The sequence below is a fragment of the Ruminococcus sp. AF20-12LB genome (assembly GCF_003478985.1).
GTDB lineage: Bacteria > Bacillota > Clostridia > Lachnospirales > Lachnospiraceae > Blautia_A.
The window spans coordinates 307,336-329,830 of sequence record NZ_QUGH01000003.1 but is presented as its reverse complement, the minus strand read 5'-3'; the positions used below and the strand labels follow the sequence as shown (position 1 = coordinate 329,830).

At 38.5% G+C, this 22,495-nt stretch carries 19 protein-coding genes; 6 read left to right on the top strand and 13 right to left on the bottom strand.

Going from position 1 to position 22,495, the window contains the following annotated elements; all coding sequences use genetic code 11:
- Nucleotides 1-65: 65 nt before the first annotated feature.
- The 4 genes from DWX61_RS05945 to DWX61_RS05930 all read right to left on the bottom strand — a co-directional run bounded on the left by DWX61_RS05945 (nt 66) and on the right by DWX61_RS05930 (nt 3,685).
- Nucleotides 66-443, bottom strand: a complete 378-nt coding sequence (locus DWX61_RS05945) for a helix-turn-helix domain-containing protein (RefSeq protein ID WP_227209930.1) — start codon at nt 441-443, stop codon at nt 66-68.
- On the bottom strand, nt 331-2,148 hold the full coding sequence (locus DWX61_RS05940; protein ID WP_118624257.1) for an AAA family ATPase: 1,818 nt from the start codon (nt 2,146-2,148) through the stop codon (nt 331-333). The genes DWX61_RS05945 and DWX61_RS05940 overlap by 113 nt, the downstream gene beginning before the upstream one ends.
- A 13-nt stretch (nt 2,149-2,161) precedes the next feature.
- Nucleotides 2,162-2,947, bottom strand: a complete 786-nt coding sequence (locus DWX61_RS05935; RefSeq protein WP_117851423.1) for a hypothetical protein — start codon at nt 2,945-2,947, stop codon at nt 2,162-2,164.
- A gap of 99 nt (nt 2,948-3,046) precedes the next feature.
- On the bottom strand, nt 3,047-3,685 hold the full coding sequence (locus tag DWX61_RS05930; RefSeq protein ID WP_118624255.1) for a single-stranded DNA-binding protein: 639 nt from the start codon (nt 3,683-3,685) through the stop codon (nt 3,047-3,049).
- A gap of 390 nt (nt 3,686-4,075) precedes the next feature.
- On the opposite strand from DWX61_RS05930, the gene DWX61_RS05920 reads away from it, so the two are divergent.
- A complete protein-coding gene (locus DWX61_RS05920) occupies nt 4,076-4,315 on the top strand; it encodes a hypothetical protein (RefSeq protein ID WP_025580526.1) in 240 nt (79 codons plus the stop codon).
- 374 nt (nt 4,316-4,689) lie between these two features.
- On the opposite strand, the gene DWX61_RS05910 is transcribed toward DWX61_RS05920, so the two are convergent.
- Nucleotides 4,690-5,364 (bottom strand): response regulator transcription factor, encoded by a 675-nt coding sequence (locus DWX61_RS05910; protein ID WP_286188054.1) that lies wholly within the window; start codon nt 5,362-5,364, stop codon nt 4,690-4,692.
- A gap of 221 nt (nt 5,365-5,585) precedes the next feature.
- Between DWX61_RS05910 and DWX61_RS05905 the strand changes: the two genes are divergently transcribed.
- From DWX61_RS05905 to DWX61_RS05885, 5 genes are all read left to right on the top strand, one after another.
- Nucleotides 5,586-6,515 (top strand): ABC transporter ATP-binding protein, encoded by a 930-nt coding sequence (locus DWX61_RS05905; protein ID WP_118624251.1) that lies wholly within the window; start codon nt 5,586-5,588, stop codon nt 6,513-6,515.
- Nucleotides 6,502-7,311, top strand: a complete 810-nt coding sequence (locus tag DWX61_RS05900; RefSeq protein WP_059085285.1) for an ABC transporter permease — start codon at nt 6,502-6,504, stop codon at nt 7,309-7,311. Before DWX61_RS05905 ends, DWX61_RS05900 begins: the two co-directional genes overlap by 14 nt.
- Before the next feature lie 280 nt (nt 7,312-7,591).
- Nucleotides 7,592-8,842, top strand: a complete 1,251-nt coding sequence (locus DWX61_RS05895; protein ID WP_025580532.1) for a radical SAM/SPASM domain-containing protein — start codon at nt 7,592-7,594, stop codon at nt 8,840-8,842.
- A gap of 19 nt (nt 8,843-8,861) precedes the next feature.
- Nucleotides 8,862-10,463, top strand: a complete 1,602-nt coding sequence (locus DWX61_RS05890; protein ID WP_059085286.1) for an ATP-binding cassette domain-containing protein — start codon at nt 8,862-8,864, stop codon at nt 10,461-10,463.
- A gap of 13 nt (nt 10,464-10,476) precedes the next feature.
- The gene (locus DWX61_RS05885) at nt 10,477-11,358 is read left to right on the top strand and encodes a sensor histidine kinase (protein ID WP_179966168.1); all 882 of its coding nucleotides are present in this window, start codon (nt 10,477-10,479) and stop codon (nt 11,356-11,358) included.
- Nucleotides 11,359-11,635: 277 nt separating this feature from the next.
- On the opposite strand, the gene DWX61_RS05880 is transcribed toward DWX61_RS05885, so the two are convergent.
- From DWX61_RS05880 to DWX61_RS05840, 8 genes are all read right to left on the bottom strand, one after another.
- On the bottom strand, nt 11,636-12,076 hold the full coding sequence (locus DWX61_RS05880) for a hypothetical protein (RefSeq protein WP_025580278.1): 441 nt from the start codon (nt 12,074-12,076) through the stop codon (nt 11,636-11,638).
- Between the two features lie 13 nt (nt 12,077-12,089).
- Nucleotides 12,090-12,776, bottom strand: coding sequence for a hypothetical protein (locus tag DWX61_RS05875; protein ID WP_004223695.1), 687 nt, complete (start codon nt 12,774-12,776; stop codon nt 12,090-12,092).
- Between the two features lie 13 nt (nt 12,777-12,789).
- A complete protein-coding gene (locus tag DWX61_RS05870) occupies nt 12,790-13,359 on the bottom strand; it encodes a sigma-70 family RNA polymerase sigma factor (RefSeq protein ID WP_054337558.1) in 570 nt (189 codons plus the stop codon).
- A gap of 14 nt (nt 13,360-13,373) precedes the next feature.
- Complete coding sequence (locus DWX61_RS05865) at nt 13,374-13,784, bottom strand: zinc-finger-containing protein (protein WP_004223692.1); 411 nt, start codon at nt 13,782-13,784, stop codon at nt 13,374-13,376.
- A 446-nt stretch (nt 13,785-14,230) separates the two neighbouring features.
- Complete coding sequence (locus tag DWX61_RS05855) at nt 14,231-14,593, bottom strand: hypothetical protein (protein ID WP_286188053.1); 363 nt, start codon at nt 14,591-14,593, stop codon at nt 14,231-14,233.
- Nucleotides 14,594-14,653: 60 nt separating this feature from the next.
- Nucleotides 14,654-18,637 carry a VaFE repeat-containing surface-anchored protein gene (locus tag DWX61_RS05850; protein WP_118624247.1) on the bottom strand — a complete coding sequence of 1,328 codons (3,984 nt, stop codon included), beginning with the start codon at nt 18,635-18,637 and terminating at the stop codon, nt 14,654-14,656.
- Nucleotides 18,638-18,691: 54 nt separating this feature from the next.
- On the bottom strand, nt 18,692-21,871 hold the full coding sequence (locus tag DWX61_RS05845) for a TraG/VirB4 family ATPase (RefSeq protein ID WP_117851433.1): 3,180 nt from the start codon (nt 21,869-21,871) through the stop codon (nt 18,692-18,694).
- Complete coding sequence (locus DWX61_RS05840; RefSeq protein WP_118624245.1) at nt 21,868-22,491, bottom strand: DUF5038 domain-containing protein; 624 nt, start codon at nt 22,489-22,491, stop codon at nt 21,868-21,870. The genes DWX61_RS05845 and DWX61_RS05840 overlap by 4 nt, the downstream gene beginning before the upstream one ends.
- Between the last annotated feature and the right edge of the window lie 4 nt (nt 22,492-22,495).

Sequence of the window (22,495 nt, the reverse complement as noted above, 5' to 3'; positions counted from 1 at the left end):
AGTGATTTTTGACTCCGTATCCCGAATCATTCTTTTTAAAGCTTTTTGAGTGTTATTCAATTTTTTCACCTTTCTTTCTTTTTCATATTTTGGGTTAGGAGATCTTCCATTGTACAGCCGTAATACTGGGCTAACCGAAAGACGGCGTAAGCAGATGGAAGCGTATGCCCATTTTCATAGTTCATAATTGTTTTTTCCGGTAGATGCAGAAGTCTTGCTACGGCTTTCTGAGAGAGTTTCGTCTGCTTGGATTTTCTTAAATAAACGAGATTTTCTGCCAGAGTTTTGCGTAGTTCGGCTTCGGTATAAAAGGTGTTCTTCAATAGTGTGTTATGATGCAAGAACTGTATCCAAGCAAGAACCTTCAATTTCGATACGGCTTTCAGAATCGGCAGTGACGGAAGATAAAATGGTATAATGAGCAGCTTCCTGTATATCGCCACATACCATAAAAGACTGAACCCAGGCAATTAATTCCCGGACTCCACAGCAGCCATCTGTTATCAGGTTATCCTGACAATACTGTGCGATGGAACGTACAATCTGTGTCATGGTACGTACTGATTTTTTATCGGAACATCCGGTAATAGCAAGAACACGCTCTACCATGGTCTCTTCATCCGGTTCATCCATATCTATGACCATATTCATCCTTGAAATGACAGACTGGTTCATGGGACGACAGCCGGCATAGTCATGATTAGTTGTGACTACAATGGTAGTATCCGGATGCCGATGGATGACTTCCCCGTTTGGCAGAAATACACTGTTACAACGGTCCAACAGGGAATTAAGCCCTACCAGTACACCAGGATTGGCAATCACCGTAGGCTCCTGTATTTCTACCAGATAGCCGTTTCGGATGGCTTCAACCAGTGGTGTATCCACATAGCGGAACTGTTGGCTGTTGGAGGTAGCAGCTTGTTTCTGTTTCATTTCCTCAGATATATGATGGATCAATTCTTCATAAACTGTATTTTCTGATACTTTTTCATCATAAGTACCCGTTAATTTTTCATAGGCAGTAGGCGGATCTAGGGTAATGTCTTGAAAAGAGGGCAGTTCCCCTACCAAAGAAAGCTGTTTTTCATCTACATCAGGTAAAATCTGTCCAAGAAGGTCAAAAATTTCTGTATTTGCCGAGCAGGTGATGCATCGGTAAGGCAGGTGAAGTCCTGCAGCAATGGCTTTGGCACCTTCGGTCTTTCCCGTTCCAGCAGGCCCACGGAGCATAAAATTCCGCATAGGCTGCTTGCTGTCAGTTGTTAATTTGGCATGTTCGCATATTCTTTGGATTTCTTTTGGGATTACATACCAATCTTCGAGAATAGGAACGGTTGATTCTTCTTGGGAAGTTAATGTCCGAGAATTGGACAGGATGTATTTATCGACAAAATCTTCTTTGGGAATTGAAACGGCGGAAGCAGTATAGTGATGTCCACCTTTTAATACCTGAAAGGTACCCTGGATAATTTCCGTTGGTGCATAAACACCTTTTTGGATATTCAGTGGTGTAAGTCTTTGGAGCACGCCATTTGCAGGAGTGTCAACTTTGATGTTCCCGATAGGAAGGGAATCACCATAACGGATCCTGCGGTACACGTTATCACAAAGAACCGCAGCCGTTTCTGCAGCTTTGGGCAGGTCAGGGAAACCGTCATCACGGTGTTGCTTTAATTCCTGATATTTTTCATTGAATTCGTCATCAGAAAGAAACGTAGGCATTAAAGCAAAATAAAGAGCACTTCCGGAATCTTCATCTTTTTTAAACTGATATGGCTCTGGTTTACTGGCCAGATCCAAAGGTTTTTCATACTTTCCGGCTATAAATTTCCCAGTCATACGGTTGTAGACCACTACATGCAGCAACCCGGTACGGCTTGGATATTCTGCGATTGTAAAATTGTTTGCTTGGCTTCCAATGGCTCCGAGTTCTTCCTCTGCTTTTCCAGCAGGTGGATTTTCCAAATCCATATAAGAAAAAACTGCCTGCAAAGTAGCAGAATGGAGAGTAGCCCGTTTTTTAGGCTGATTACAGTATTTGGAAGCGATGTCTTTCATCACTGCACTTTTCCCGGAATAGCTGTCAAATGGAGATGGTAGCGTTCTTTCAAAAGTCCAGTTAGGGACAAAGTTTGTATTTGGCATAGTATTTCCTCCTTTATTCTTTTATCCAGGATAATTCTAGTGCCTGGTCCTTTTCTTTTGCGGTCAATTCATCTTTTTGGAAGATGGAAATGAGAATATCCCAATAGTTTCGTGGCGGGAAATAATCAAAACAATCCTTGATTTCCGCTGTATCACCATTTTGGATGTAAATTTGCCCGTTTTCATTAATATAGAGTTTATGGTGTCCTTTCGCATGGAGCTGTCCGATAAGGTTCTCCAGTTTTTTCTTGCCAATTAAGGAATACCAGGATTCCGGATCAGCAAAAGGAACATCGTCCTCATCGGTAACTGTGACAGTCTTTTTGAGGCTGGCAATGGTCAGCATTTGAAGTTCCAGATATCCGTATTGGTTCATACGTGCTTCCGCAAAGTTGTAGTCCTCCGTATGAAAGGTTCTCAGACGTATGGGATTTCCGCAAAGAAGCTGCTTCATGGATGGCGGCTTCTGGAATTCCCATGTTGCATTTGGAAATGCAGCCTGTAGTTTGTCGGTAATTTGATAGCTGATTTGTCTCCAAAGCAATTCTTCTGTTTCGGAAACTGGCTCAGATGATTTCAAAGAAGACCAAGGGCTTGTTTTGCCCTGGTTCTTGAGTAGGTTTAGAGTCAGTTTATGGATTTTGGGAAGAAGTGTGGAAAGAAATAGCAGCAGGATGCCAAGGATTCCGATACTTGCGACTGCATTACGATTTCCATTTCCTGGTATGAATATAGTTGCAATTAACAAAATTATTGTGAGCATACTTAGAACTTTAAGAAATTTCTTTTGTGTATTCACTTCATTTCCTCCATGTTTGTTTTAATAGAAAAAGGAATTGCAGCAGACCAGTAGATACTGGAAAGTCGCAATTCCTTCATTTTAGGGATCTTTGATAATTTACGGGAATGGAAGCTGCTGTGGTGGTGTATTTTCTGGAATATTGGTAAATCCATCACTTGACACATTGCCAGCCGTAAATCCCTGTGGTGCATAAGCCGATCCCCCTGCCGGAGCATAAGACATCTGTTGTGCGGCCTGTGGCATCATATTGTTATTGACTGGCATTGCGCCAGTAGGCACGGTACCGGAAGGATTCATTCCCGGGTTTCCATTATAAGTAGCACCGTTTGCTGGTACTGGTGGAACATTTGGATTTCCGACCATTGGATTCCCCGGTACAGGTGTTGCTGCATTGGTATCATTACGATTCGCAGGTAAGAACTGCCAGTCCTTTACCATAATTTGCGGCGTGATAGCTGCTTGACCTGCATTATTGCCTTTCTGGTGAATATACGGATGGAGTTCTAAATCTCCGTAGACCATGAGACACGTTGATTTTTTGACACCGGCTTTTATCAGTCGATCTGCAAGAAACTTGTTGCAGTAACACTGATAGAAGATGGGTTCTTCCTTTCCGCTTTGACCTCTCTGGTTGGTAGCAAGCCCCAGACTGATGTATTCAGTTCCGGAATTCTTTGCTTGTTGCATAACCGGATCGGCAGTTACCCTTCCTGTTACAATGATAATAGATGACATAAAAATTCTCCTTTCTGCCCTTTGGGCGATAAAATAGTGATAAATAAAAAAAGTGCCATTATAGCACCGTATAAAACGGCATTATAATGACACGATTTTCCAACTTAAACTGCATGTGTACTGGAGATAGTATCCAGACACCCTATAAAGGGATAACACAAAACTTAAATACAATATCATAGTAACACAAGATATAGCGAAGGTCAATGATAAAATACCATATATAGTATTTTGCGATTCGAAATAATAATTTTTGTGTCAAAATGCTTGGAAGTGTAGTATTTTATGAGGATAATCCCAAATAGATATAAAATTTTCATAAAACACTACTACCTTTTCAGAGTAGATAAAATGTGGTAGAATGAGGAAAAATTATTAGGAGGATGCATTATGGCAAGACGAAAAAAACTGGAAAACACATCTTTGGAAGAGCAACTGGAGTATGTGGAACAGGAGATTCGTACAAAAGAGTCCGATTTAAAGGAACTGCGTCATAAAGCAAAAGAGATTCAAAAAGAGATAGAAGAGAAGCAGAAAGATGAGCTGTTTAAGGCTTTGGTAGCATCTGGGAAAACCATTGATGAGGTTATGAGATTTATAAAGGCAACAGGAGAAGATAAAATCGAATAAAAAAAATGAAAGATGCCGTTGTGGGGGAGTGAATCTGCAACGGTGTTTTTTATGGTCAGCTGAAATACAAATGATTTTCATAGACCACAATCACCGTTACCTTGGAAAGGAATATGTAGTGGTTCGAAGTTGTGTCTTTGCATTTGTAATTCGTAGATTTAATATATACTGCGTGGAAGTTAAGCCATTGTAGTGTCTAAAACTACGGATAACTCAGATGGTGCTTGGACGTATGTGATAGTTAATGAAGTGTTTGTGCCTGAAAAAATTGTTGAGGGTATACCTAGTTGTTTGAAAGTATGAAAAAAGTGAATAGGGTAAAAAATACCGTTACAGATTAATCTTTGTAATGGTATTTTTTGCGTGAATTTATTCTAACGGTGTAATTTATAACCTATTCCCCATACAGTATCGATATAAGGGGCTTGGTTTCCTATATGCTCTAGTTTTTTTCTTAGTTTGCTTATATGGACATTGAGAGTATTATCATCTGAAATATAATCTTTTCCCCAAATAAGTTGATATAAAGATTCCTTTGTAAAAGTCTGTTTTGGATGTTTGATTAGTAGCTGTAAGAGGTTATATTCGGTAGTAGTCAGAGTAAGCTCTGTGTTATTTACAAGTACTTTGTGATCATCCACATTTATGCGAATATCTTTAAAGGAATATTCCGTTTGGGGACTTTCGCTGCAACGGCGCAAAACACTTTCTATTCGTGCGAGAACTTCTTCATGATAAAAAGGTTTAGTTATATAATCATCTGCACCGGATCGGAGAAGGTTTATACGAATCTCAGGCTGATTTTTGGCAGATATAACAATAACTGGAATAGAATTGTTGTGTTTTTTTAGGTGAAATAGTATTTTTTCACCAGGCAAATCGGGAAGCATCAAATCTAATAACATTAAATCATATTTTTTAGAGGAAAGAGCTTCAATTGCTTCTATCCCATTGTGATATGCTGAAACATTGTAATGGTTTCTTTTTAATAATTCTATAAAAATAAAGCAAATTTCTTTATCATCTTCTACTAATAATATATCAATCATAATAAACTCCTTTGGTAATAGGTATGGTAAAAATACTAACATGATTTGTAATTTCATACAAGTTACTGTTTTAAATAATTTGAAGGTTTCATAGGCGAGTGGGAAAATATAAAGATAAATTTATAATTTTATGGAAATTTAAGAACTGATTTAAGAGAAATGTTAGAATTAGACATTATCATTATCATTATAGGATTTAAGAAACGAGGGAAGTGATTAGAATGAAAGAACCCGAAAAAATATTGGAAGCAAAAGATATTTGTAAAGCATACGGAAAAAATATGGTACTTAATCAGGTAAATCTTACGATAAAAGCGGGCGAGATATATGGACTGGTTGGAGAAAATGGTGCAGGAAAAAGTAGCCTGATGAAAGTTATTACAGGACTAACAAAGCCGACTTCAGGTGAGATAAGTTTATTTGGTAAAAAAAATCTTGAAGATGAAAGAAATAAGATAGGATGTTTAATTGAAAATCCAGCTTTGTATATGGACATGACAGCACGCCAAAATTTGGAAATCCAGCGTACTCAACGAGGAATTCCAGGAAAAAGTAGTATTGATGAAGTTCTGGAAATAATGGATTTAAAGGACGCTGGAAATAAAAGAGTGAAGGCTTTTTCTTTAGGGATGAAACAGCGATTAGGAATTGCAATTGCATTGCTTGGTCGCCCACAGTTGCTAATTTTAGATGAACCAATAAATGGCTTAGATCCAACCAAAATTAAATATGTGCGAGAAGTCTTAAAGAATATGAATGAAGAAGATGGTACAACGATACTTATATCCAGTCATATTTTGCCAGAGTTACATCGACTTGCAACTGTATATGGATTTATACATCATGGAAAAATGTTACAACAGATTACAGATAAAGAATTAGATGAGAAATGTCGTCGTCATGTTCATATCGAAGTAGACAATGTGGAAAAGGCTAGTTGTATTTTAGATGAGAGGTATCCAGAAAGTCAAATAAAAGTTTATTTAAGAAATGTGATTAAGGTATTTGGTTATAATAAAAATATTTCTGATATAACAAAAGAATTAGTATATGGAGGAGTTGGTGTAGAAAAAATAGGATATGAAGGAGAAGACTTAGAAGAGTATTACACAAATCTATTATCGGAGGTGAAATCGAATGAGACAGCTTAAAGCAGAGTACTATAAAATGAAATATTCGCGAGCCTCGAAGTGGGTTTTAGTATTTATGGCATTTATTTTTTTTATACCGTTCGTTGTGGGAAATGATACATTGTTTATGACTTTTGGTGATTATAGAAATATAGATAGCATTGGTTGGATTTGCTACATAGACGACATGAATAATGTAAAAGCTGCAGAAATCGCAAGATTTGCATTATCAATTAATTTTTTTTCTTGGATTGGATTAATTGTCTATATTACGACAATGGTATCTGCAGAATTTCATCAAGGAACAATAAGAGCTTCTGTCGTATATGGGATAAATCGAACCAAATTATTTTTAAGTAAATTACTGGTGATAAATGTTCACTTTTTTATTCTCTATTATATTGTGGAAACTGCATTAGGCTTAGGATTAGCATGGAAGTATGGTTTTCATTATAAAGGTGAGGAATTTTTGATTTTTATCGGAATGGTTACCTTAAATATGATAGCTATGATTGGAATGGAAGCTGTGGCGGTTTTGATTACGGTTTTAGTAAAGAATACAGGAATTGTGGCAGCTTTATCATGTGTATATTTCTTTGCAGGTGCGATTACTTATCCTATGGTATATGAGGATTTTCAAAATCAATCAGTGCTTCTTAAAGCATTTTGTGTTATGAACCCGACCACTTATATGTATAATATTTGTGGATATCGGATGACAAATGGGATTGTTGTTGGAACTATTATGTATGGTATGGGTGCGTGCCTGGTGGGGATAGTTTTAATGCATTTTGCATTGAAACGTCAAGAACTTTAATTTGTGTTTCAAGTAGCTCTTACTACTTTGAAATAAATAAATATTTTACAGGAGGATATTGCAATGAAGTGGATTAACAAAGCATCAGAGGACAAAAGTACAAGAATCTGCTGGGTTTACAATGATAAAGGTTGTGGATCTAAAAAGGCTACATGTGTAATTCGTTACTAAAGATATTTGTAGTCAGTAAAGGAAAATGTGCTCAGCAATATGCTGGGCACATTTTCATTATTGCAAAGAACACTGTGAAAACAAGAGATTAAGAAAAGAGGATATAATAATGAAATTATCAAGATACAATATAGAGAAAAAAGAAGATAAAAGTTGTTTGATTTACAATACGGTCACATCTGCAATACTGGAATTAGATACTGATTATGAAAAATCATATTATGAAATGAAAGAAGGGAAAAAATGTTCAAAGCCTGATTTAGAGTCAGCATTATTAGAGGGTGGTATGCTAGTTGAAGATGATAAAGATGAATTTGCAGAATTGCTTATAAGAAATAAAATAGAAAGGTTTGCGGATTCAAATCTTACATTAACTATTGCCCCAACTATGGCATGTAATTTTTGTTGTCCCTATTGCTATGAAAAAGGGAGAGAATATATTACTATGTCTGAGACTGTTCAGGATCAATTAACATCGCAGCTCAAAGAAAAATATCAGCATATACATGAATTAACGGTATCTTGGTATGGAGGGGAGCCATTATTGGCAATTGAAACTATTGAAAAATTAACCAAAAAGATAAAGTCTGTTTTGCCACTTGGTTGCAAATATAATGCGGATATGGTCACAAATGGTTATAAATTGACTAGAAGAGTAGCTGAAAAATTAAAAGACATGGACATCCACTATATTCAAGTTACTTTAGATGGTTCAAAACAAGCCCATGATAGTAGAAGGATTCTCCATAATCATCAGCCTACCTTCGAACATATATTGGACAATATAAGAGAATGTGCGGATATTTTGAATATTTCGATAAGAATTAATGTTGACAAGACAAATATAAACGAAGCAACAGAAATATTTGATTGGCTAGAAAGATATGGTTTAAAAGGTAGAGTTGGTTATTATTTAGCACCAGTAGATGATATTAATGGAGTATGTAATAATCATATATGTATGGAACGACCACAGTACGCAAAAGAAGAGATTGCGTTTTATAAAGAAGGGATTAAGAGAGGCTTTATGTACCAAGGTGTTAAGCCGAGCAATTATGGTGTATGTGGAGCAATTAGCTTAAATTCATTTGTGATAGGTCCAGATGGAGCGTTGTATAAATGTTGGAATGATATTGGATATAGTGAACGAAGTATCGGTAATTTGGAAAAAGGAATCAAACTTACAAATAAATTTGTAGAATGGCTTTCCTATGATGTCGTAAAGGATCAAGAATGTAAAGATTGTTCATTTTTTCCAGTATGTTATGGTGGGTGTGCTGCTTATAAAAATAAGATTTGTTCTTCAGTAAAATGGAATGCAGAAGAGATGTTGGAGCTGATGAAAGAAATGGCTCAATGAAATAGCAGGGAGAATTGGAATGATAAAATTTTGCAGTAAATATGTTTTTCAATATAAAATAGAATATGGGATATATTTTTTGTTGGGTATTATACTGTGCGGGTTAAATACATTTATACCGGCTGCTATGGGACAATTTATTAATATGTTTAATGTGGAAACAACATATTCAGCAATGTTAAAATTCATATTTTTATTACTGTTATTGTATGTTGGTAAGGAAATTGTCTGCTATGTCAATAAAATACTTTATATAAGGATACAGACTAATGCAGCATTTTCATTAAATTTCGAAATTGTAAATCATTTAAAAAAAGTTTCGCCACTCGTAATTGGCAGAACTGATTTATCGTACTTATCTCAAAGGATAAACAATGATGCGAATGATGTACTTATTTTTTTCATCAGCTCCTTGACTGAATTGATATTTTCAGTTTTTTCAGCGGGTATAATCTTATTTATGATTTGGAAAATGGATTCGATTGCTTTTATAGTTACAATGTTTTTATTAGCACTTTATTTTTTTATATATATTGGCTTCAAAAAGCGTATTTATAATTGCAGTTATGGAATGAAAGAGGAGAAATCCAATTTCTTCTCCAGACTGCAGGAACAATTAGAAAAAATAGAGTTTATAAAAATACATAGTATGGATTCATTTTTTTTAAATAGGTTAGTAGCATCATATCAAAAATTATATCGATCTATATTTAAACAACAAGCGACTATCCAGGCATTTGCAAATCTTGAAGGGATTGTAGGGGCAATATCTGTATGCATTTTACTTTGGATTGGAGGAAAAAAGATACTTACTGGAGATATGCAAATAGGATATTTCTATATGATTTCAGTATATTTTAATATGATTTTGGAATATGGAAAAGAAATAGTGGCATACGGTCAAGAATACCAAGAGGCTTATGTATCCTTTGAACGTATAAAATCTATTTTAGAAATTAAGGAGCAGTCTAAGGGGTGTATAAGACTTAATGAAATCAAACAAATTAGAATTCAGGATTTGAATTTTGCATATGACCAGAAAGAAACCATAAAAAGTTTTTCTACAAACTTAAAAAAGGGGAAAGTTTATGGATTGAAAGGAGAAAACGGATGTGGGAAAAGTACACTTATTAAAATTTTAATGGGTATGTATGTAGATGAATATCAAGGGAATATAATATGGAACGATACAGAAATGAGAAATTTAGATATGGATTATATAAGAGAACATGTAATCAGTGTAACAGAACAGGAGCCGACTTTAATAGCAGATACAATATATAATAATATTGCTTTATATCGAAAGCTTGATGTAAAATGTATACAGAGAGCCGTTGATTGCTTTGGTGATAGTATTTTGAAAAGAGATAATTGGGATTTGCAAATTAATGAAAAGTCAAGTAATATTTCCGGTGGAGAAAAGCAAAAAATTGCAATTATTCGCCAAGTAGTGCAAGACGGTCAGGTAATGATTTTTGATGAGCCTACCTCAGCTATGGATGAGAGTGGAAAAAAACAATTTTTACAGTTGATCGATCAAATTAAAAATCATAAAATAATTATTATTGTTTCACATGATAATGCAATCTTGAATACATGTGATGAGATTCTAATATTATAAGGAGATATGAAGTTTGCTAGTTGTCTTTTTAATAACAGGAGTGTTTATATTATTAGGCATATTATACATTTTTCATCTGAAGAGGGAAATTAGAAGAATTATAGAATGGATAGAACATAATGAGCATATCTACTCGGTCAATGTATTGGATAAAGATATTGAGAACCTTGCACTTAGTATCAACAAGCGAATTAAAGAAGATGAACGAAAAGAACATCAGCTAAAAAAACAGGATAAAAATTTTAAAAAGATGGTAGCAAATTTATCACACGATTTACGTACTCCATTAACTGTTATTATTGGTTACTTGCAGTTAATTAGATTAGAAAAAAATGTGAATGAACCTGTTAATAGCTATATAGAACATATTGAAAAAAAGGCGGATTATTTAAAAAAATTAGTAGACGATTTATATTTATTGTTTTGGAGTGAAGCAATAGAGAGCGAAGTTGATATGAAATCAGTCAATATTACAGAGGTAGTCACTTCTTTGTTAAAGGAATATATTCAAAATTCAAAACGTGCCTCAGAACAATTAGATATTAGACTGCCACATGGAAACATTTGGATACTTGCTCAAGAGAAAATATTAATTAGAATTTTATGTAATTTAATAGATAATGCTTTAAAGTATAGTACTGGTGATATAATGTTTTACATGTGGGGAGAATCCGAGTATTGTCATATACAAATAAGCAATCCTTCTGATTATATTAGTGATGAAGAATTAAAATCTATATTTGATTTGTTTTACACAAAAGATGAAGCAAGGATAAAAAGCAGTGGTATCGGATTGTATGCTACTAGAAAGCTAGTAATACAAATAAGTGGTGATATTCAAGTGAATTATGAAGCGGGAATTTTCACTGTCAGTATAAAGTTGCCCTTAATATGAAAAAATTGGTCACAGTAGAAAAATAAAAGATATTGTTACTGCATTTTGAAACCCTGAAAGTGAAAGCACTGTCCATTTTTTGAAGAGTCTTCTGGAATACAATAGATTATTATTCCCTGCGATTGCTGTTATGCTGTCATCCTTGAGACAGAATACGTGGTAGTTCGGAGTGGTTTTTGTCATTTCACTGGGACGGCAGAAGGAAAACTTATAAAGCATAATAGAAGTGGGTATGTGAAAGTGGCATATCCACTTCTATTGTATTTAGAGAAGAAATCTAAGAGTTCTTCGGGGAAACATCTTCATTTAGGGATAATTCCTCATACGCAAGTAAATCCGGAGTAACCTTTTCTTCACCCGAAAGGTTTGCTACATTCCGGAAATATAGGCGATAATAATGTCCAGATAAAAGGCGGATATTTTTATCGAATGTAAAGTGATATTCTTTCTGGTCAGTGGAACGGAAAATAATTTTCTGTTTCTTGGTAAGTGGGCTGACTTCACGTTTTGTACAGGTTCCAGTTAATTCGGTATAGTCATGCATCTTGATGGTATGTAGCAGACTCACAATTCGTATGGCAGTTCCAACACCGATGCAAAGACTCATAAGGAGAAATATCTGGTCGTCTGTTATAAATCCGTAAATACATCCAAATAGGACACAGAAAAAGCCGATTGCCCCATGGACAATCAGCTTATTAAGAAATGGTTTTGGCATAATTTGCTCCTTCCTATAATTTTTCAAATGCAATCTGTTTATTGAGGTACAAATTACTGATGGCTTCCAGTACAGGATAACCGGCATGGGTGAATTGGATATCCTGTGCCAGGGTACGGAATGTTGCATCCGAGGTTTCATAGAGCTGCGTCAAAAGTTGCTCTGTATTTTGTGGATGGATGCCCTGTTCTACACAGGTTACAAGCTCTGCCGTAGAAATCTGTACTTTTTTTGCTATTTGGAGTACCGTGTCCTCTATAGCAGTCCGTGCCGGCTTTTTTAGATAATGGATCAGTTCCTTTGTGTGCAGTTTTTTCTTCATGCAGAGATAGATGCAGGTAAAAAGCCGTACTGAAAAACTGTCCTGCAATGGGCTGATATAAAGTTCTCCTAAGAGGCGGTACAGGGCATCCACACCAGTTAAACCATCCCCTTTTACAACCAGTCCTCGAAGCAGCAGCCGATTCAGGTAAGGTTCAATGGGGATATTTTCCGAACGGTGATGTTTTTTCAAGCGTTCGGAAAAAGCAGACTGCAATTCATGGATCTGTCGGATTTGAAATGCGAGGCTGCTCCACAGAAAGAATTCTTCTTCTGTCAGTCCGTATTCCTGCCGGTTATTGATAACAGTCGGTGTTTTATGTTCCTTTATGGAATCCTGGAATCGTAGGATTCCGACTGCAGTATAAAGTGTCAGCATAATCGTTCTCCCTTCAAGATAAAAGAGTATATAATTTGGTATCCTGCTGTAAGTATTTCCGGGCTTTGCTTTGCCATGCCCGGACATGATTCATTGGGACACCATAATGTTTGGAAATTTCTTGGTTGGTATATCCTTTTTGCTGCAGGAGCAGGGCATGTATTCCTTTTCTTAGTGTATTGCAGCTTCTCGCTTCTAAGGACTGCAGGTGCTTATAAATGGGTTCCTGGTTCATACATTGTTCCTGCCACAGTTCTGTTTTTTGGTCTACAAGCAGGGGTTCCATGTCAAATTCGGAAGATGCATACATGGAACAGGTGTATTTTCGTTCTTTTTGCAGTTTTCTCCAATAACTGTAAATGGCATTTCGTATGGCAACTCTGGCGTAAACTGCAAAGGGACGGGTGTTGTCATAGTTCATGGCGGCTTTGCATAAAGCTAAGTTTCCGGCTTGCAGAAGGTCTTGCTGCTCATCGTATGAGACATAAGCACAACGAGTAGTCAATTTTTTTACCATTTCAGGTACCAAATATAAGTACTCCTCTGTCAATCGGCGTTCATCATCTGTCATCGGGATGATCATACATATCCCCCCTTTCAACCAATGGCCCTGAGAGGGATATGGTTATTCTCCAGAATCTTCATGGATTCCAGAATTAGTTGATCACACATATAAGTGCTAAATTCTCCGATGTGTGCTTCCTTGGCAGTCAGACAGAATTTATCAGCAATCCAGCGGTAAGCCTCCGATTTCGTAAAGATGTGGTTTAGCCATATCTGGTCAAACACCCGGTGTGCTTGGATCCTTTTTTGCCGAAGCTCTTTGTTTGCCAGTTTTCCTTTGGCATTGGTAGTGCCAGGATGAACTCCTACATAAGAATTACACTGTGGGAAGTGACTGCACACATAGAGTTTTCCATCTTTCGCTTTATTTCCATATACATAGGACGCATCCCTTAAAATTGCGATGCTGCCGCAGTATGGGCAGCGGATTTGTTTCTGTTTCATAAAGATTCACCTCGCTTACGTGTTTTATACGTATATTGTAAGAAAGCAGGTGATGAATTCCCATAGGATGGGCATAGAAACTACTCCCAGATTCGGACTAAATGGCACAAAATGGCAGAAAATCTAAGAATAGAACAGTGCCTTGATAAGCGGAAAGAAACCGCTGTCTGCAAAACGTGAGTAATTTACTGGTGTAAAGATGAACCCTGCACAGAAAATCCGGATGACATAAACAGAAATCAGAGCTATACATAGCCGATACAGATTTCTGGTGCGTCTGCTCCAGGGCTTTCTCGGACGAAACTTCAGGTACAGGATTAAAAGTGCAGGAATAAAAATTAAGTTCGTAAATATTGTATCGATTCCTTGAATCATAGCAGTGAAATTCAACATAAAATCGCCTCCTTTCTTATCCTGTACGCAGAAAGTACCAAAAGTGCAACCTTTTACCAGTAATAATGGGATGCTTCCTGATGCCGCAGTAAAGCAAAACAAGGACATGGCTTATCGGTCAATGCTTCTTTTGCAAAGTAGAGTCCATATAAGGACTGAAACTGTTCCAGTGTTATGGCGGACAGGCATTCCGTTGGTTCCGGTATGCGGGAGAAGAGCATACGGGCATCTGCCATGGGCAGGATACAAGGACTGCCGTTTTCATCTGGATGATATAAGAAGTGTGGGCCATTACAATAACCTGGGGTTTTACAGGAAACGCAGCGAACATAAATACAGGAATGCCAATTTCCATCACAAATATCTAAAAAATGCCGGATGTGCTTGGCATCGGCATTACAATGAGATTGTTCCATATTCATCACCTTTATAGCAGGCAGCCGTAAGAAGCTGCCTGTGAGCATATTTATTGATAGTTACTTATCTTTTTTTCGCTTACGGATATATAAAATACCAAATCCGGCAGCAAAGAGGAGTGCGGCACCTGCCAGTAAAAGATAAGGAAGAATGGTTGTTTCATCTCCAGTCTTGACTGGTTTGGAAGGTTCCGGTGTGTCTTTTGGAACTTCCGTAAGTTTTATCGTCTGTCCTTTATCGTCCAGATCCTCATGGGAAGCAATTTCAAGTGCTGTTTCTCCTTCAAGGGAAAAAAGTTTTTCAAAAACGACTACATCGTGACCAGCCAATGTGCTTCCATCAAAAGTGAAGATGACTTCGACAGAACCATTGGAATCCTTTGGTGTAAATTCTGTTTCTGACGTGACAGGTTTTCCATCAATCAGAACTTCCTTTTGGGTTGTTTTGTCCATCAGTGTGCCGACCAGTTTGTATGGAGTATCCGGAATCAGATTTTGGTAGGATACGGTGTCAATGATGGTTACTTCTTTCGTAGCAACGGCTTCCTGATCCCCATCCGCTTTGTCCTTCGCAGTAGTTCCAATTCCTGGGAAGTAGATAGACTGTTCATGGTCTTCTATATCGGCGTGAACAGCAATCTCTTTTTCCTGATACGTTAAAGACTCAAAGACAACAATTGTTTTGCCGGACAGGATGCTGCCATCAAATGTAAAGGTAAGTTCAATACTGCCAGAGGCATCTTCAGGAGTAAAGGTCGTAGTGGCAGTAATCGGTTTACCATCTGCCTGAAGAGGCTCTTTTGTCTCTTTGTCCATCAAGGTACCGGTAAGTGCATACTCTTTTCCTGGAATTAGGTTACTATATTTAACCGTGTCAACGATGGTAATCTCTTTATCGGTTTTGGTAAAATGATCTCCGTCTGCTTTATCTTTTGCAGTAGTAGCGATTTCTGGGAAGTAGATGGTCTGCCCATTATCTTCAAGATCTGCGTGTGTTGCAAATTCTTTGCCGTCATAAGTAGCAGATTCAAAAACAACTACGGTTTTTCCGGCAAGGGAGGTTCCATCAAAAGAAAAAATCACATCTACCGTTCCAGAGGATTCTTTAGGAGTAAATGTGGTTTCGGCAGTAACCTCTTTCTTATCTATTTCGACAGGTTTTCCGGTTTCTTTATCCATAAGGGTTCCAGTCATAACATATTCTTCGCCGGGCAGAAGATTTTTGTAAGCTACCGTATCTACAAGGGTAACTTCTTTATCTGCTTGGGAAAGATTCATATCTGTTTCCTTATCTTTTGCAGTGGTCCCGATTTCTGGGAAATAGATAGTCTGATCCTGATCTGTAATGTCCGCATGAACAGCCAGTTTTAAATCCTCCTGGTACAGTTCCTCAAATACTACGATTGTTTTGCCCTTCAGAGAAGAGGCATTGAACGTAAAGGTCACTTTTGCAGAACCAGAAGATTTTTTTGGTTTGAAGGTGGTTTCTGCTGTGACAGGTTTTCCATCTATTTCAATTGGCTTTCCGGATTCCTGATCCATCAGTGTACCGATGAGCTTATAAGACTGTCCCTTCCTTAAGCCTTCGTATTCTACGGTATCAACCAGAGTGATTTTTTCTTCTGGTTTGGCAAAGTGGGAGTTGCTGTCTTTGTCAAGGGCAGTAGTTCCAATGGTAATCTGATCATCCGTTAAAGTTCCCATATCCACGACTACGTGATTTTTGTATACAGAGACCTCAATTTTTAAGAGGTTCATACCTTCATTGGAATCGCAGCGTTGTTCTTCCAAAATATAGGTATCATAAATCAGGGCTCCTTTGGCATCATCAGGTTTAGAAGCGCCAAACCAGATTCCGTCTTCAGAAGTTTCCCCACGATTGGTATTTGTAGTGTGCTTATTCCATTCTGAGGAAGTACTGGCATAGCCATTTTTGTCTGTTACAATGGTATGACTTTCTCCTGTAGTTTTGGAGGTAATGGAAAATGGGACATTTGCCAGCCGGTTTAAATCTCCGTCAGAGACCTTTACGAATTCTAAATCGCCACGGATTACCTGATTGGAAATCGCTGTTTCTTTTGCAGTTAAATCCAAAATTTTCCCATTTTCTGTGATATGAAACTCCTGAGAGAGTTTGCCCTCGTTCAAATAACCTTCCGGTGCTTTTGTCTCATCAACCCGGTAATGACCATAAGGGAGCGTATCTTTTTTGGTGGAAGCAAGCCCCTTTTCATCTGTCTTCAAAGTGAGAACTACTTGATCTTTTTCGTAAAGGGTTCCATCCACAAGAACAGGATTTGGACCAAGATTGGTGATTGTAAATTCTGCATCCTTTAAAGAAGCATTTCCCTGTGGTTTGGCTTCTCCTGTTTCCAGATCCCGTTTTTGGATTTTGACACCGCCACGGATAATCTGGTTAGAAACAGAAGTCTCTTCTGTTGTTAAATCTACGATTTCTCCATTTTGGGTGATGTCAAATTCAAGAGCCTTTGCACCATCGGTTAGGTATCCGGAAGGCGCTTTGGTTTCTTCTATCCGGTAATGTCCAAGGGGCAGGGCATCAGCGGCACTTGCAGCAATACCATGTGTATCCGATTTGATTGTAAGCACTGCCTGACCATTTTCATAGAGCTTTCCACCTACCCATACTGGCTGTTTGTTCAGAGTGGTAATGGTAAATTCGGCATCTGCAAGAGATGCGGTTCCTTGTGCTTGTGTTCCCTGAGTTTCCAGATCCCGCTTCTGAATTTTGACGCCGCCTCGGAAGACCTGTTCTTCGACAGAAGAAGCGTTATAAATAGAGATAGTTTCTTCCGTACCGGTACTGGTGATTTGCTGCACGAAAACAGATTCGTTTGGAAGATAGCCGGCAGGGGCTTTGGTTTCCTGTACGGTTACTGTACCCAGTGGGAAGCAGACGGTCTTTCCATCACTGGCATAGAAAAATTCATCCCCGGATACCAAATAATCTTTTGTAAAATGGATTTCTCCAGAGGCATCTGTTTTCAATATCCAGGTGCGAACCGGTTTCTTACCATTTGCTCCGGGATCGGTAGCTGACTGCTCTGTATAGAATTTTATTGTAAATTCGGCATTGGCGAGAGAGCCGGTTCCCTGTGCAGAATTTTGCTGTGTGTCAGCATCCAGCTTTTTAAGGAGCAGTTTTACGGGATTATTTTGAGGAATATCCTTTACTTTTACGGTAGATGTTCCTTCTGCTTTTACCGTAACATTATGGGCGGAAGTATCTATAGCAAATCCTTCTGGGGCACTGATTTCTTTAACGGTGTAACTTCCTTCTGCCAGTTCTTTGGATTTTGCATATCCTTTTTTATCGGTAACAAGAGTTTCTACCAGTTCTTCCCCTTTGTAGATTCCGTATTTGGCTCCTTCTAAAGAGTAATTGCCATTTTTATCGGAAATATCGGTATTGGCAGAGGATTTCTGCAGTTCGATAAAGCCGTTTGGAACCTGATACCAGCTTCCTGCAAAAGTTTGGGAAGCATCGCCAGGAACGATAAAAGCACGGAAGGATTCTGGTGGGGCAGGAAGCCCTTCAATGGCGTTGGCAACTTCCAATGCTTTGTCAATATAATTTTGAGGTGCGCCATGGAAGGCACCGGTGTCCCCGTTATTTCCAGCGTGGATATAGGAAACGACCAGATGACCAATGACATAAGAGTTGTCATCGGACCATCCTTGGAAATATTGATCTTTTATGAGCTTTTCGTAGCCGTATCCACCATTGACATAGTAGAGTGCTTTTCTAAGTGGGGAATCCTTTCCTAAAAGATTATAAGGATATTGTCCGGAAGCAGGTGTTTTCTTTAATGGTTCAACGCAATAAGCCGTATTATTACCATCAAAACTCATGCGGGAAGTATAATAGTCCCCGTATGGAATTTTGGCTCCTGCCGTATAATCAATGGTTCCATCTGCAGCATAAGCGGTATGGGCATTGAAAAAGAGTGTGCTAAGAAACATCGTGACACAAAGAAAAAGGGCGGTTAGCCGGATATGAGGTTGTTTTGCTGGTTTTAACATAAATCTCCTCCTTTGTTAAAAAGAAAAGCAGCCACATTCGGGCTGCAGGTAACATTAACCGACTTTTTTATCCTGGCGTTTCAAGATTTCCAGGAGTTCCTGTCGGTCTGTGGTAATTAATTCTTTTTCCAGGTTGGAAGCTTTAAATTCCACAGTGATATTATTGTTGTTTGTTGAAATCAGTCCGTTTCCACGTTGGAAATGGGTGATATTCATAACTTCGGTTTCGGAAAGACGAAGAATGGTTTTTACACGTTGTGCCTCTTCATCTTCCATGTTAAGAATAATTTTGGTTTTACAGTTATTGATAATGCCTTTTCCATATTTTCCGTCATCCAGAGCAAAAAAGTCATTAAGATCCTGGGTTGCAAAAATACCGGCACCAGAGTATGCCCGGATAATCTTGGCAATCTCCAAAACAAATTCAGCGGCCAGGCGGTTACTGGAAGCACCGATGAGCTGCCATACTTCATCTACGAAAATAGCTTTTTCTTCGGTACGGTTTTCTTTGGCTTTATCCCATACATAGTCCAGAGCAACAAACATCCCCACCGTTAAGAGATCGCTGGAGCCGGTCAGCTCTGAGATGTCCAAAACAGTATATTTATTGGTCAGGTCTACATTGGTCTGCTGGTTAAAAGAGGAAGCAGAGCCATGGACAAGACGGTTCAGGATGTGAGCCAGCCGTTTGGTATCTTCGGTTTCCATCAAAACATCATATACATCTCCAAGAATTGGCATCGCTTTATAATGCTCCGGGTGTTTGGGATCAATGAGGGATTCATTCTTATGGGTGATTCCCTTTCTTGCATAGGTTTTAATCAGTGCTTCGTCCAAAAGCTGTTTTTCCTCATGGCTCATATCTGGAATGAGCAGAGAAAAGAAAACGTGCAGACGCTGAATCTTACTGGCTAAGGCAGATGCGTCTAAAGTTGGACCGTCCAGCAGCTCATTGACAGAGTTATCTACTTTTCGGATCTCCATGACATTGATGCAGTTTTGGCTGGCAGGAGAAATCTGGATAAAGGTTCCTCCTACATTTCTGGCAGCCCGATAAAACTCATGACCTTTTAACGGTGCGATGATAAATACCTGGATTCCTTTACGCCGCATACGAAGTGCCATAGTCTGCATGGTAAAGGTTTTTCCGGATCCAGAAGTGCCAAGAATCGCAATATTGGAGTTTTTATATTGTTTGGAGTCAAAAATATCAGCAATCACTAAAGAGTTGTTATGCTTATTTACTCCAAATAGGATGCCGTTGTCATCGCAAATGCTGTAGCTGACGAAAGGATAGCAACTGGCAGCTCCGGTGGTTAAGACATTTCGTTTTGAGAGTTCATAGAGCTTCTTATCCAGGTTTACAAGAGGAAGGGAAGATAAAAATCCCTGTTCTTGCAGGAAGTAACAAGACCGCAGATCCATATCCTGTGAGATGAGAAGTTTTTTCATCTCCTGAATCCGCCATTGCAGTTCTTCCAGATCACCTGCCGTAATTGTAATCAAAAGATTCATGTAATAGAAATCTTCATTATTAGCAAGTCCCTGTTTGAGGAAATAGCCGGAACGGATGGCAGAATCCAGATCATCAAAATCCGCATTGGTATCAGAGGCATCTTTGATCTTTGAACGGTTGATCCGGATTTGCTGTCCAAGACGTTGCTGGATCTTATCTTTGGGCTGTTTATGCAGAAAAAAGTCAATGTCAATTCCTTCGCCAGCATTGATAAGCAGGGACAGCCAACCTGGCATTACTTTTGCTTTGTAACCATCGCACGGCACCAGCAGGTAAGAATGGTAGATGCCATTTACCAGCACATAGTTGCTGTGCTTAAAGTCCAAAGACTCTGGTGCAATGAATTCATTGATATGGATGTTATCCACTTCCTGCTCACGGCCAGATTCCATATAGCGGGTAAGTACCTGGTTAATCCGTTTTGGCAAAGGTGTTTCGGTACATTTGGTACGGTTCAGTAAAGTGTAGAGTACATCGGTTGTAAACTCATCTTCATTGTCATGAACCAGCACATCGTTGCCGCATTGATATAGAAAGGTTTTTGCGGTCTGTGCAGCAGTTTCCAAAGCTGCCAGGATTTCCTTTTCCTCCACCTTCCGATTCACATTGAAAGGTTCGTATTCAAAGATTAGGAAAAAACGTCTGGAAACCGCTTCTCTGGAACTTAACTGCCGGACAAATTGGATATAGTCTTTTTGTAACTGCCGGCAGTTAGGATCTGATTCCCGTTCCATTTCCAAACGGGACTGTTCCAGATGTTTGTTGATATCCGCTTTTTTGGAGATCATCTTAATCTGCAGTTTCACAGGACTGATTTTTAGGTAGGAGATGAAACTGAAGATGATCCCCTGTTGTTCCCTGGCACTGCGTAAGAGGAAATTGATCGGTTCAATCTCCAGGATTTTTACATAACGATGGTCTGTCGTGTAGATAACACCATTGGCAATCTTATCAATAGGAAGATAATCTTCCAAGGTGATTTCTTTTCGCTTTTTCTTTTTGCTTTTCCCGGAAGCAGGAGGCTGGTTGGAAGCTTTATTCGCAGTTCTTTCTTTTTTTCGTTCCTCCGAAAGTTGCTGCTTTATCTGTTGTTTTTCAAGTTTTGCCTGCCTTTTCGCACTTTTACGTGCAGCGGTTTGTTCTTTTTTTAATTGTCGGGACTCATATTTAAGAATCCGGATGTCTTCACGAGCCTGTTTGCGTATTCCACGTTTTGTAGAAGTGTCAAACTGCCGGCGTTCTTTTTTTTTAATAGCAGAGGTTTCTTTTGTTTCCTCTTCGGAAGACATCTGTGAGCAGTTCTCTTCAGAAGAAGATTCTGCAGGTTGCTTTGGATGACGTTTTCGTTTTCTGGTTTTGGGTTCTTTGTTACGGGGTTTTTTAATCCGGTACTTTTTTTTCGGCTCCGGATGTACATCCATACGGTAAATAACCCGGCGGTTTTTCAGAAAACGCAGAGCGTTCATTAAAAACGCAGTAATGCTTTCTCCACCGATTCCAATTAGAGAAATCATAGCTGCAGGCAGAGCAGTCATACAGAGAATAATAATCCTGACAGTGAGTGTCAGAGGCAGATTGATAACAGGAATGGTGATCAGGATTGCTAGGACACCGCCTTCGATGGCATTACGGATTTTAAACATTCCGCCCATAAAGGTCCCTTTTTCTATAAAATTGCGAGGGATGAAGACAGGATGTTGTTCTTCAGTATTGTTCATGGCTGCACCTCCTTTGGTTCTTCCATGGAAGGAGTTTCAGGAACTTCTGTGACAGGGGCAGCTTTTTCCGAATTCACGGAGGTATCGTCATAACCTCCTTCTTGCAACTGTTCAATTTCCTCTGTTGTGATGGAAGGAAGTTTGTCATCTGTCGGACGTTCATAGATGATTTCTTTTCCAGAATCAGGGGTACGTTCCTCACCGAAAAAGAATCTTCCAGTAGAGAAAGTGTAGTACACAGGAAGAACGGACTTATCCGGAAGCTGGAACAAAAAATTAATATCAGAAGCATTGGGATAGGTAGTATCATCAGCAAGGAAACGGATGGAAGTTAGAGACATCTGTTTTACGTTTTTAAGATAGGAGGTCAGTTCTTCCTGAAAAAGTTTCACCTGTTCCTTGGAGAAAAAGTATTCCAAAGCTTCAAAATCCTGAAAGCTTATGGATTCGTTATTTTCTGCTTGTTCTGTCTCGGTATTTTCATTATTATCGTGTTGAGTATTTTCTGTCTCGGATTTTTTGTTTCCTTTTTGGGATTTCCAGATGGAGGGAAAGACAAATCCGATGATAATTAAAAAGGCCATCATAAAGATAGCCAGAATTGCTTTTTTTCTGTTCATAAGT